The organism is Citrobacter sp. Cpo109, assembly GCF_030332565.1.
Taxonomy (GTDB): Bacteria; Pseudomonadota; Gammaproteobacteria; order Enterobacterales; family Enterobacteriaceae; genus Citrobacter; species Citrobacter portucalensis.
In genome coordinates this window covers 37,997-50,575 of the sequence record NZ_JAOWHQ010000059.1, presented here as the reverse complement: position 1 = coordinate 50,575, position 12,579 = coordinate 37,997, and the positions used below count along the sequence as shown (strand labels likewise).

Below are 12,579 nucleotides of genomic sequence, written 5' to 3'. Positions count from 1 at the left end.
TAATAGAGTGTGGTTAAGGTAGCGGTAAATGTCTTTTGTCGCAATGCCATTAAAAAAAGGGCCGGATTTCTCCGGCCCTTTTTATAGCGTCTTAATTACTCGTCAGCGTCATCCGCTGCTGCATCGTCATCGCTTTCCGCTTCAGGTGCGATATCCTCGTCACCTTCAGCTGCGCTTCCGTCGATGGAGTCGAGCTCTTCATCATCAACCGGTTCAGCAACGCGTTGCAGACCCACGACGTTTTCGTCTTCCGCAGTACGGATAAGGATCACACCCTGGGTATTACGCCCTACCACGCTGATTTCCGACACGCGAGTACGTACCAGCGTACCTGCGTCGGTGATCATCATGATCTGGTCGGTATCTTCAACCTGCACTGCGCCAACAACGGAACCGTTGCGCTCGGTAACCTTGATGGAGATAACGCCCTGGGTCGCACGAGACTTGGTCGGATACTCTTCCGCCGCCGTACGTTTACCGTAACCGTTCTGAGTAACGGTCAGGATCGCACCTTCACCGCGCGGAACGATCAGCGATACCACGCTATCTTTTTCCGCCAGCTTGATACCGCGTACACCGGTCGCGGTACGACCCATTGCACGGACAGCATCTTCTTTAAAGCGCACTACTTTACCTGCCGCAGAGAACAACATGACTTCGTCACTGCCAGATGTCAGATCTACACCAATCAGTTCGTCGCCTTCGTTCAGGTTAACCGCAATAATACCGGCAGAACGCGGACGGCTGAATTCGGTCAGCGCCGTTTTCTTCACGGTGCCGCTGGCGGTTGCCATGAAGACGTTCACGCCCTCTTCGTACTCACGTACTGGCAGAATTGCGGTAATACGTTCGTTAGCTTCCAGCGGCAGCAGGTTGACGATTGGACGTCCACGCGCGCCACGGCTTGCTTCCGGCAACTGATAGACCTTCATCCAGTACAAACGACCACGGCTGGAGAAGCAGAGGATCGTGTCATGGGTGTTGGCCACCAGCAGGCGGTCAATAAAGTCTTCTTCTTTAATGCGTGCTGCTGATTTACCTTTACCGCCACGACGCTGCGCTTCGTAATCGGTTAACGGCTGATATTTCACGTAGCCCTGATGAGACAAGGTTACGACAACATCTTCCTGGCTAATCAGATCTTCGATGTTGATGTCAGCGCTGTTCGCGGTGATTTCAGTACGACGAGCGTCACCGAATTGTTCACGAATCAGCTCCATCTCTTCACGGATAACTTCCATCAGACGATCGGCGCTGCCCAGAATGTGCAGCAGTTCAGCGATCTGTTCCAGCAGCTCTTTGTATTCGTCGAGCAGTTTTTCGTGCTCAAGGCCAGTCAGTTTCTGCAAACGCAGATCCAGAATCGCCTGGGCCTGCTGTTCAGTCAGGTAGTACTGACCGTCACGCACGCCAAATTCCGGCTCCAGCCATTCAGGACGCGCGGCGTCATCACCGGCACGCTCCAGCATGGCGGAAACGTTGCCCAGTTCCCACGAACGCGCAACCAGCGCAGCTTTCGCTTCAGCCGGGGTCGGCGCGCGGCGGATCAGTTCGATAATCGGATCGATGTTCGCCAGCGCAATCGCCAGCGCTTCAAGGATGTGCGCACGGTCGCGGGCTTTACGCAGTTCAAAGATAGTACGACGGGTAACGACTTCACGGCGGTGACGTACGAACGCGGCAATAATATCTTTCAGGTTCATGATCTTCGGCTGGCCATGGTGCAATGCAACCATGTTGATACCGAAGGAAACCTGCAGTTGGGTCTGGGAATAGAGGTTGTTCAGAACCACTTCCCCGACCGCATCGCGTTTCACTTCAATCACGATGCGCATACCGTCTTTGTCAGACTCGTCACGCAGCGCGCTGATGCCTTCAACGCGTTTATCTTTTACCAGCTCGGCGATTTTCTCAATCAGGCGCGCTTTGTTTACCTGATACGGAATTTCGTGAACGATGATGGTTTCACGACCCGTTTTGGCATCCGCTTCGACTTCCGCGCGTGCGCGAATGTACACTTTACCACGACCGGTACGGTAGGCTTCTTCGATACCACGACGACCGTTGATGATCGCGGCAGTCGGGAAGTCCGGACCCGGAATATGTTCCATCAGCCCTTCAATGCTGATGTCTTCATCGTCAATATATGCCAGACAGCCGTTGATCACTTCGGTCAGGTTGTGCGGCGGAATGTTGGTCGCCATACCTACCGCGATACCGGACGAACCGTTCACCAGCAGGTTAGGAATTTTGGTCGGCATGACGTCAGGAATTTGTTCGGTGCCGTCATAGTTGTCGACGAAATCAACCGTTTCTTTTTCCAGGTCAGCCATCAGCTCATGGGCGATTTTCGACATACGGATTTCCGTATAACGCATCGCCGCTGCGGAGTCGCCATCGACAGAACCAAAGTTACCCTGACCATCTACCAGCATGTAGCGCAAGGAGAATGGCTGCGCCATACGAACAATGGTGTCGTAAACGGCGGTATCACCATGAGGGTGGTATTTACCGATTACGTCACCAACGACACGGGCAGATTTTTTATAGGCTTTATTCCAGTCGTTGCCCAATACGTTCATGGCGTAAAGTACGCGACGGTGAACCGGTTTCAGGCCATCTCGGACGTCCGGCAGCGCACGGCCAACAATGACCGACATCGCATAATCCAGATAGGAGCTCTTCAGCTCTTCCTCAATGTTGACCGGTGTAATTTCTCTCGCAAGGTCGCTCATCTAACCGCTATCCCTCTACTGTATCCCGGATTCAAAGGTCGCAAATTATAACACATCCGTGCAGATTCAGGTAAATGGATTCCCCCTGACAGAGGCTTTATTCATCCCGTCAGGCTGATATACTCATTTGCATCGCAAATTTAGGAGTAGAAGCCCCAATGAATGCCGAAAAACCTCCGGTAGCTCACAACGTTGACCATGAAGAAATTGCCAAGTTTGAAGCAGTCGCGTCACGCTGGTGGGATCTTGAGGGTGAATTTAAGCCGCTGCACCGCATTAACCCACTGCGTCTGGGCTATATTACTGAGCGCTCAGGCGGCCTGTTTGGTAAAAAGGTACTCGACGTCGGATGCGGCGGCGGTATTCTGGCGGAGAGTATGGCGCGCGAAGGCGCCACCGTCACCGGACTGGACATGGGTTTTGAACCGCTGCAGGTAGCGAAACTGCATGCGCTGGAAAGCGGTATCCAGGTAGAGTACGTACAAGAAACCGTCGAAGAGCATGCGGAAAAGCATGCACATCAGTATGACGTTGTCACCTGCATGGAAATGCTGGAGCACGTGCCAGACCCACAGTCAGTGGTCAGAGCTTGCGCCAGGTTGGTCAAACCGGGTGGTGAAGTATTTTTCTCCACGCTTAACCGCAACGGCAAATCCTGGCTGATGGCGGTGGTCGGAGCGGAATATATTCTGCGCATGGTGCCGAAAGGCACGCACGATGTGAAAAAATTTATTAAGCCTGCTGAATTATTAGAGTGGGTTGACCAGACCGTACTGAAAGAGCGCCATATGACCGGCCTGCATTACAACCCCATCACCAACACCTTCAAACTTGGCCCGGGCGTTGATGTGAACTATATGGTACATACCACCGCCAAGGTTGATTAACCGCTCCAGTAGGCCGGATAAAGCGTGCAACGCCGCCATCCGGCATGCTTACTGGAACCATGCCTGATGACGTTTCGCTTATCAGGCCTACAAATCCTGTGCCAGATCATAAGAACTTTCCTTGCCTTAGATGAAGAAATCAGCACTCGATCAAATTTTCTATTTTTTTTCTCAATTATTGACATCCCCGCCAGGCCTTATAAGACGCGCACTTAGCGATTATCACCCTTTTGCAACCTCAATTTAACCTCAAAATCAACTCTTGTGCTGAAAAGAATCCCTACTAGAATACTCACCATATAGCGTCTATTTTATCAAACAACCCCTACATATAGTATTTATCCACAGACTTAGTCACAACATGACTCTGTGGATAATATGGGGGATATTTTTTCTTTCACGGACAGGTAAAAAACCACATGAATCAGAGTCTGCTGGTGACAAAGCGTGATGGTAGTACAGAGCGCATCAATCTCGACAAAATCCACCGAGTTCTGGATTGGGCGGCAGAAGGACTGAATAACGTATCGATTTCTCAGGTCGAGCTGCGCTCCCACATTCAGTTTTATGACGGAATCAAGACCTCCGACATCCATGAAACAATCATCAAAGCAGCCGCCGACCTGATCTCCCGCGAAGCGCCGGATTATCAGTATCTGGCTGCCCGTCTGGCGATTTTCCACCTGCGTAAAAAAGCCTACGGTGAGTTTGAACCGCCAAAGCTGTTCGACCATGTCGTGAAAATGGTTGAAATGGGCAAATACGACAATCATCTGCTGGAAGACTACACGGAAGAAGAGTTCAAGCAGATGGACTCGTTCATCGTACACGACCGTGATATGACCTTCTCCTACGCTGCGGTGAAGCAGTTGGAAGGTAAATATCTGGTGCAAAACCGTGTTACCGGTGAGATCTATGAAAGCGCACAGTTCCTCTACATTCTGGTAGCGGCTTGCCTGTTCTCTAACTATCCGCGTGAAACACGTCTGCAATATGTAAAACGTTTCTACGACGCCGTTTCTACGTTCAAAATCTCGCTGCCGACGCCAATTATGTCCGGCGTGCGTACCCCAACGCGTCAGTTCAGCTCCTGCGTACTGATCGAGTGCGGCGACAGCCTGGACTCCATCAACGCAACCTCCAGCGCAATTGTGAAATACGTTTCTCAGCGTGCCGGTATCGGCATTAACTCTGGTCGCATCCGTGCGCTGGGGAGCCCGATTCGCGGCGGTGAAGCGTTCCACACCGGCTGTATTCCGTTCTACAAGCATTTCCAGACTGCGGTGAAATCCTGCTCTCAGGGGGGCGTACGCGGTGGTGCAGCCACGCTGTTCTACCCAATGTGGCACCTGGAAGTTGAAAGCCTGCTGGTCCTGAAAAACAACCGTGGCGTCGAAGGCAACCGCGTTCGTCACATGGACTATGGCGTACAAATCAACAAGCTGATGTACACCCGTCTGCTGAAAGGCGGCGACATCACCCTGTTTAGCCCGTCCGACGTCCCGGGTCTGTATGACGCGTTCTTCGCCGATCAGGATGAGTTCGAGCGTCTGTACACCCAATATGAAAACGACGACAGCATCCGCAAACAGCGCGTAAAAGCAGTTGAGCTGTTCTCACTGATGATGCAGGAACGTGCCTCGACCGGTCGTATCTACATTCAGAACGTTGACCACTGCAACACCCATAGCCCGTTTGATCCGGTTGTCGCGCCGGTACGCCAGTCCAACCTGTGCCTGGAAATCGCCCTGCCGACCAAACCGCTGACCGACGTTAACGATGAAAACGGCGAAATTGCGCTGTGTACACTGTCCGCATTTAACCTGGGCGCTATCGAAAGTCTGGACGAACTGGAAGAGCTGGCTGTACTGGCGGTACGTGCGCTGGATGCGCTGCTCGATTACCAGGATTATCCGATTCTGGCCGCCAAACGCGGTGCGATGGGTCGTCGTACGCTGGGTATTGGCGTGATCAACTACGCTTACTGGCTGGCGAAAAACGGTAAACGCTACTCTGACGGCAGCGCCAATAACCTGACTCACAAAACCTTTGAAGCGATTCAATATTACCTGCTGAAGGCTTCTAACGAGCTGGCAAAAGAGCAAGGCGCATGCCCATGGTTTAACGAAACCACCTATGCGAAAGGTATTCTGCCGATTGATACCTATAAAAAAGATCTTGATGCTATCGCTAACGAACCGCTGCATATGGACTGGGAACAGCTGCGTGAATCTATCAAGACTCACGGCCTGCGTAACTCCACGCTGTCAGCCCTGATGCCGTCCGAGACCTCTTCACAGATCTCCAACGCCACCAACGGCATTGAACCGCCACGCGGTTACGTGAGCATCAAAGCATCGAAAGATGGGATTCTGCGTCAGGTCGTGCCGGACTACGAACACCTGCACGACGCATACGAACTGCTGTGGGAAATGCCAAACAACGACGGCTATCTGCAGCTGGTAGGCATCATGCAGAAATTTATCGATCAGTCGATTTCCGCCAACACCAACTACGATCCGTCGCGCTTCCCGTCCGGAAAAGTACCGATGCAGCAGTTGCTGAAAGACCTGCTCACCGCCTACAAATTTGGTGTTAAAACGCTGTATTATCAGAACACCCGTGACGGTGCGGAAGACTCTCAGGACGATCTGGTGCCGTCCATTCAGGACGATGGCTGCGAAAGCGGCGCATGTAAGATTTAATCTTTTGCCGGGTGGCGTAGCGCTTACCCGGCCTACAAATTAATTCGCGGTATTGTAGGCCGGATAAGCAAAGCGCATCCGGCAGTACATTCCAGACAGGATTCACATCAATGGCATACACCACTTTTTCACAGACGAAAAATGATCAGCTTCTGGAACCGATGTTCTTCGGCCAGCCGGTGAACGTCGCCCGCTACGATCAGCAAAAATATGACATCTTTGAAAAACTGATCGAAAAGCAGCTCTCTTTCTTCTGGCGTCCGGAAGAAGTCGATGTTTCTCGCGATCGTATCGACTTCCAGGCATTGCCGGAACATGAAAAACATATCTTCATCAGCAACCTGAAGTATCAGACGCTGCTGGACTCCATTCAGGGACGTAGTCCTAACGTCGCGCTGCTGCCGTTAATCTCGATCCCTGAACTGGAAACCTGGGTGGAAACGTGGGCGTTTTCTGAAACGATCCACTCCCGCTCTTACACCCACATCATCCGTAATATTGTTAACGATCCGGCGGTGGTGTTTGACGATATCGTCACCAACGAGCAAATCCAGAAACGCGCAGAAGGCATCTCCAGCTACTACGACGAATTGATCGAGATGACCAGCTACTGGCATTTGCTCGGTGAAGGCACGCATACCGTTAATGGTAAAACGGTTGTCGTAAACCTGCGTGAGCTGAAGAAGAAGCTGTATCTGTGCCTGATGAGCGTGAACGCGCTGGAAGCGATCCGCTTTTATGTCAGCTTCGCCTGCTCTTTCGCCTTCGCCGAACGTGAACTGATGGAAGGCAACGCGAAAATTATTCGTCTGATCGCCCGCGACGAAGCCCTGCACCTGACCGGTACTCAGCATATGCTGAACCTGCTGCGCAGCGGCGTGGACGATCCGGAGATGGCGGAAATTGCCGAAGAGTGCAAACAAGAGTGCTACGACCTGTTCGTACAGGCCGCGCTGCAGGAAAAAGAGTGGGCAGACTATCTGTTCCGTGATGGCTCAATGATTGGCCTGAACAAAGACATTCTGTGCCAGTATGTTGAGTACATCACCAACATCCGTATGCAGGCTGTTGGACTCGATCTGCCATTCCAGACACGTTCTAACCCGATCCCTTGGATCAATACCTGGCTGGTGTCTGACAACGTCCAGGTTGCGCCGCAGGAAGTGGAAGTCAGCTCTTATCTGGTCGGCCAGATCGATGCCGAAGTCGATACTGACGATCTGAGTAACTTCCAGCTCTGATGGGCCGCGTGACTCTGCGCATCTCTGGCACGCAGTTGCTGTGCCAGGATGAACACCCTTCCCTGCTTGCCGCGCTCGAGTCGCACGATGTTGAAGTCGAATATCAGTGTCGTGAAGGCTACTGCGGCTCCTGCCGTACCCGCCTGGTGGCGGGACAGGTTGACTGGATTGCAGAACCGCTGGCCTTCATTCAGCCCGGTGAAATATTGCCGTGCTGTTGCCGGGCAAAAGGCGATATTGAAATAGAGCTGTAGTGTTTAGTGAACTTCATGCGCGGAGACCAGTACCACGTCTCCGCGTTTTTTCATCTGCATGATATACAACGCCCCGGCCAGTACCACCAGCAGCGCCCCCACCAGATAAATCGCCCGATATCCCACACCCTCGACCATCATCCCCATGATAAACGCGCCGATTGCCATTCCTGCATCCATCGCATTGAAAAACAGCGAATTGGCGATACCAATTTTATGGGGTTCCACCGAACTAATAATTTGTGTCTGAAATACGGGTGTGACCGAACCATAACCGATGCCAATTAATCCACCGGAAATAATCATCATAATGCTACCGTTAGTATAGCCAAGCGCCACCAGCCCGACTGTGAAAGCCAGCAAACACGGATAGACCACGTATTTCGGCCCTTTTTTATCACAAACATTGCCGGTAAAGGTTCGACAGATCATCAGGCAAATGGCGTAACACAACAGGAAATTACTGGCGGCGGCCATCAGATCGAGCTCGCGCGCATACAGTGCGAGAAAAGCGGAAACGCCCGCGTAGGAAAAGGTCATGAAAAACGTCACCATCGCGAAAGGCAGTGCGGCGCGATCAAACATTGCCGCAAATCCCAGCTTCGGTTTTGAGCCGTCAGAATGACGGATAACCGGCGGTACGGCGACAATCAATGACAGGATAATACCCAGTACGGCAACCGCGCTACACAGCCAGAATGCTGTGGTAAAAGCTCCCCAGCGTGCCATGTTCAGCCCTACCCACGGCCCCACAACCATTGCCAGTCCCATGGCTAACGAGAAAAAACTGATGCCCTCCCCACGTCGGGAGGCCGGTATCAACCGCGCGGAAATCGTTCCTTTTACCGTGGTAATAACGCCAAATGTTACACCATGAAGCACCCGAATCAACAGCAGTGATTCAATTGAGTGGCAAACAGGATACAGCGCAGTGACCACCAAAAAGGCCAGAGAAGAGAGCACCAGAATTGTTTTATTCGAATATTTTCCTACCCATTGTCCCGCAAACGGGCGCACAACAATTGCGGCCCCCAAAAAGAAGGTGACTAATAATCCGGCCTTATCTGGAGTGGCATGCAGGCGATCCGAAATATAGATCGGTAACAGCGTGAGCAGGACATAAAAAACAAAAAATATAATAAAGCTGATTATCGTTATTGCCCAAAAATCTTTCGTCCACAGTTTTTCTTTCATATTCGACAACCTGTCCAGACGGCGCACGCAGGCAACGCTCAGCTCAACTGAACTACGGACAGGTGCGTCGAAGTGTGATTTTACGGTAGACCGCAAGTATAAACAGGTCCATTATATTAGAGAAATTAATCGTTTTAATATTGTTGATTAGAGGGAACTAATGACACTAACCCAGATCCACGCCCTGCTTGCCGTACTTGAGTACGGTGGATTTACCGAAGCCAGCAAGCGGCTGTACATGACCCAATCCGCCGTTAGCCAGGCAATTTCAGCGCTAGAGGAAGAGCTAGGGGTTGATATTCTTATCCGCGAACGCCGCAAAGACATTCAACTTAGTCCGGCCGGGAGTCGGATCGTTTCGCACCTGCGGACGATCGTGTCTGAAACCAACGCGGTGAAAGAGATTGCCGAGCAGGAGCGACAAAACCCGGCCAGAACCCTGCGTATCGGCTGCTTTCCCAGCGCCTGTGCCTGCATTTTGCCCGGCATCATCCACCACTTCGAACAGCACCACCCGCATATCAAAATTATCCCTTATGAAGAAAACAGCACGGCAATCGTTGATTCCCTGCGCAGTGGGGATATCGATGCGGGATTTGTGCATTTCCCGGTAAATGGCATGTACTGCGTACCGGTGTATCGCGACAAATTTACCGTTGTAGTTCCTGAAAGCCATCCGCTGGCGGCCAATAGCACGATTTCAGTGGAACAACTGGTTGGAGAACCGCTCATTATCAGCAAAGGTCGCTATGAATTAAGCATCATGGCGCTATTTAAAGAGAAGGGGATTGAACCGGTCATTAAATACGAGTTTAACCATCCGGATACCGCGATGAGCTTTATTCGTCAGGGGCTGGGTATAGCATTATTACCGGAATTAACGCTGAAGGCGGTTGGTGGGAAAGTACGCTCAGTCGCGCTGGAACCAACGTTCTATCGACAGATATCCTTACTGGCAAAAGAGCCGCCGGTGGACGGCAGCCCTTTATTTCTCCTGCAGGCATGTATGGAAACGTTGACAGCAGACGGCCTTATCTAGCAGTTAAAACGTTCATCCATTAAGGCCTGTGACCGGAGGTGCATCACAGGCCTTACGCCATCACTCTTTATTCAAGAATTTCACTGCTTTGTCGGGAAAGTCGGTGAACAGCCCGTCAACGCCCGCCTTGTTATAAAGAATGTCATACAGCTGGTTTACGTCAGTGGTGTAATCCGGCAGTTGATCGGCGCGAACGGTATAAGGATGCACCACCATCTTACTCTGATGTGCGTCCTGCACCATGCCAGTTAACGAGATATTGCCCTTCTTCGACTTCTCATCAATCAGCATGTGGTAGTCCGGCCCAATGCCGTCCGCATACTGCGCAACCTGCTTCATGGCACCCGGTTTAAACATCCAGTCGTAGTTGTAATTCACCCAACTGCCGTCCGGCTTTTTCTCCTGGGTTTCATTCCAGTCAGTGTACGCAATCAACTGTACCAGATTGAGATCCATCCCCATCTTCGGTTCCAGTTCATTTTTAATGCGCTTCAACTCTGCAACATCAAAACACTGTAGATAGACCTTGTCGTTCTTGTCGGTATACCCGTACTTTTTCAGTACTTCCAGTGTTTTAGCCGCAATGTCCTTCCCTTCCTGGTGATGGAACCACGGTGCTTTCATTTCCGGGTAAATACCTATGTTTTTACCGGTGGAATGATTTAATCCCTGAACAAACTCAATCTCTTCTTCGAACGTGTGCACGCGGAAATCAGATTTACCCATCGGGAAGCGCCCTGGGTAGGTCTGGACCTTTTTGCCATTTTCGATATCGAAGCCTTCGGTAAATTTCAGCGATTTAATTTCATCCAGCGTAAAGTCGATGGCGTAGTAACGCCCATCTTTACGCGCACGATCCGGAAAACGCTCGGCAACATCGGTGACGCGGTCAAGATAGTGGTCATGCAGGACGACCAGATGGTCATCCTTGGTCATAACCAAATCCTGCTCCAGATAATCCGCACCCTGGGCATAGGCCATCGCTTTTGCTGGCAACGTATGCTCCGGCAGATAACCGCTGGCGCCACGATGCGCAATCACGATTTTATCTGCAGCAACCGCTGCACTGCTGACCACCATACCTGCGAGCATCAGCGCCACGCTGAGGCTTTTCAATGTGGTTTTCATCTATTAGCCCCCGTTACGCTTCAGTTCCATCTCTTCGTGATGGCGTTTTTCGCCAATCATGACGACTACCAGCAGAATAACCGCCAGCACGCTACCGCCAATCATCACCATAAAGCCGCCGTCCCAACCGAAGAAGTCAACGGTGTAGCCAACAATGGCGCTCGCGGCCACAGAACCACCGAGATAACCGAACAGACCGGTAAAGCCAGCCGCCGTTCCCGCCGCTTTTTTCGGTGCCAGTTCCAGCGCGTGCAGACCAATCAACATTACCGGGCCGTAGATCAGGAAGCCGATGATGATCATACAAGCCATATCCACGTTCGGGTTGCCTGCCGGGTTCATCCAGTAAACGATGGTTGCAATAGTTACCAGCGTCATAAAGAACACGCCGGTCGCACCACGGTTACCACGGAAGACTTTATCCGACATCCAGCCGCACAGCAGCGTGCCCGGAATACCCGCATACTCATACAGGAAGTAGGCCCAGGATGACTTGTCCAGTGCGAAATGCTTCACTTCTTTCAGGTAGGTCGGTGACCAGTCCAGGATGCCGTAACGCAGCAGATAAACAAACACGTTAGCGATAGCGATGTACCACAACAGTTTGTTCGGCAGTACGTACTGCATGAAGATCTGCTTCGCAGTCAGCTCTTCTTCCGCTTTCTCGGTGTAATCGTCCGGATAGTCGTTCTTATACTCTTCGATAGGCGGCAGACCACAGGACTGCGGCGTATCACGCATCAGGGCAAAAGCAATCAGCGCGACGACGATCGCACCGAAAGCAGGCATATACAGCGCCGCTTTCCAGTCATTGAACCAGGCCATACCCAGCAGGAACAACAGCGGAGGCAGACCGCCACCCACGTTGTGCGCACAGTTCCAGACGGAAACAATTCCTCCACGCTCTTTCTGCGACCACCAGTGCACCATAGTACGGCCACACGGCGGCCAGCCCATCCCCTGGAACCATCCGCAGAGGAACAGCAGCACAAACATAATAGCAATACTCGATGTCGCCCACGGCACAAAGCCCATGAACAGCATCACTGCGGCGGCCAGAATCAGACCGGCTGGCAGGAAAACGCGCGGATTCGAGCGATCCGAAATGGACCCCATGATGAATTTCGAAAATCCGTAAGCAATGGAGATACCGGACAACGCAAAACCCAGATCGCCACGCGAGAAACCTTGCTCAACCAGATACGGCATCGCAAGGGCAAAGTTCTTACGTACCAGATAGTACGCGGCATAACCAAAGAAAATCCCCAGAAAAATCTGCCAACGTAATCGACGATATGTCGGGTCGATCTCCGCTGCAGGTAAACGCGCCGTGTGTGACGCTGGTTTAAAAATGCTCAACATAGTGTAGCCTCCGTGGCCGTCTTTCATTCGAAGT

The 12,579-nt window shown here is 51.8% G+C and carries 9 protein-coding genes; 5 read left to right on the top strand and 4 right to left on the bottom strand.

The features are described 5' to 3' along the window. Window positions 1-95: 95 nt before the first annotated feature. Window positions 96-2,735 (bottom strand): DNA topoisomerase (ATP-hydrolyzing) subunit A, encoded by a 2,640-nt coding sequence (gene gyrA, locus OGY71_RS13445; protein ID WP_003834662.1) that lies wholly within the window; start codon window positions 2,733-2,735, stop codon window positions 96-98. 158 nt (window positions 2,736-2,893) lie between these two features. Here gyrA and ubiG point away from each other — a divergent pair, with 158 nt between their 5' ends. The 4 genes from ubiG (at window position 2,894) to yfaE (ending at window position 7,822) form a co-directional block, all read left to right on the top strand. Next, a complete protein-coding gene (ubiG, locus tag OGY71_RS13440) occupies window positions 2,894-3,622 on the top strand; it encodes a bifunctional 2-polyprenyl-6-hydroxyphenol methylase/3-demethylubiquinol 3-O-methyltransferase UbiG (protein WP_008785314.1) in 729 nt (242 codons plus the stop codon). A gap of 419 nt (window positions 3,623-4,041) precedes the next feature. Beyond that, window positions 4,042-6,327, top strand: a complete 2,286-nt coding sequence (nrdA, locus tag OGY71_RS13435) for a class 1a ribonucleoside-diphosphate reductase subunit alpha (RefSeq protein ID WP_286613400.1) — start codon at window positions 4,042-4,044, stop codon at window positions 6,325-6,327. A gap of 110 nt (window positions 6,328-6,437) precedes the next feature. After that, window positions 6,438-7,568: a class Ia ribonucleoside-diphosphate reductase subunit beta gene (gene nrdB, locus OGY71_RS13430; protein WP_003834668.1), complete on the top strand. Its 1,131-nt coding sequence runs from the start codon at window positions 6,438-6,440 to the stop codon at window positions 7,566-7,568. Then, window positions 7,568-7,822, top strand: coding sequence for a ferredoxin-like diferric-tyrosyl radical cofactor maintenance protein YfaE (gene yfaE / locus OGY71_RS13425; protein WP_003027609.1), 255 nt, complete (start codon window positions 7,568-7,570; stop codon window positions 7,820-7,822). The genes nrdB and yfaE overlap by 1 nt, the downstream gene beginning before the upstream one ends. A gap of 3 nt (window positions 7,823-7,825) precedes the next feature. Here the strand turns inward: yfaE and OGY71_RS13420 are convergent, their stop codons facing one another. Beyond that, window positions 7,826-9,016: an MFS transporter gene (locus OGY71_RS13420; RefSeq protein WP_286613399.1), complete on the bottom strand. Its 1,191-nt coding sequence runs from the start codon at window positions 9,014-9,016 to the stop codon at window positions 7,826-7,828. Between the two features lie 160 nt (window positions 9,017-9,176). Between OGY71_RS13420 and OGY71_RS13415 the strand changes: the two genes are divergently transcribed. Further along, the gene (locus OGY71_RS13415; protein WP_008785317.1) at window positions 9,177-10,055 is read left to right on the top strand and encodes a LysR family transcriptional regulator; all 879 of its coding nucleotides are present in this window, start codon (window positions 9,177-9,179) and stop codon (window positions 10,053-10,055) included. 60 nt (window positions 10,056-10,115) lie between these two features. Here the strand turns inward: OGY71_RS13415 and glpQ are convergent, their stop codons facing one another. Continuing rightward, a complete protein-coding gene (gene glpQ / locus OGY71_RS13410; RefSeq protein WP_003834675.1) occupies window positions 10,116-11,183 on the bottom strand; it encodes a glycerophosphodiester phosphodiesterase in 1,068 nt (355 codons plus the stop codon). 3 nt (window positions 11,184-11,186) lie between these two features. Next, window positions 11,187-12,545 (bottom strand): glycerol-3-phosphate transporter, encoded by a 1,359-nt coding sequence (gene glpT, locus OGY71_RS13405; protein ID WP_003834677.1) that lies wholly within the window; start codon window positions 12,543-12,545, stop codon window positions 11,187-11,189. Window positions 12,546-12,579 lie beyond the last annotated feature (34 nt).

Coding starts and splice junctions, on each gene's coding strand:
- gyrA (WP_003834662.1), bottom strand. CDS start 2,735: ATGAGCGACCTTGCGAGAGAAATTACACCGGTCAACATTGAGGAAGAG.
- ubiG (WP_008785314.1), top strand. CDS start 2,894: ATGAATGCCGAAAAACCTCCGGTAGCTCACAACGTTGACCATGAAGAA.
- nrdA (WP_286613400.1), top strand. CDS start 4,042: ATGAATCAGAGTCTGCTGGTGACAAAGCGTGATGGTAGTACAGAGCGC.
- nrdB (WP_003834668.1), top strand. CDS start 6,438: ATGGCATACACCACTTTTTCACAGACGAAAAATGATCAGCTTCTGGAA.
- yfaE (WP_003027609.1), top strand. CDS start 7,568: ATGGGCCGCGTGACTCTGCGCATCTCTGGCACGCAGTTGCTGTGCCAG.
- OGY71_RS13420 (WP_286613399.1), bottom strand. CDS start 9,016: ATGAAAGAAAAACTGTGGACGAAAGATTTTTGGGCAATAACGATAATC.
- OGY71_RS13415 (WP_008785317.1), top strand. CDS start 9,177: ATGACACTAACCCAGATCCACGCCCTGCTTGCCGTACTTGAGTACGGT.
- glpQ (WP_003834675.1), bottom strand. CDS start 11,183: ATGAAAACCACATTGAAAAGCCTCAGCGTGGCGCTGATGCTCGCAGGT.
- glpT (WP_003834677.1), bottom strand. CDS start 12,545: ATGTTGAGCATTTTTAAACCAGCGTCACACACGGCGCGTTTACCTGCA.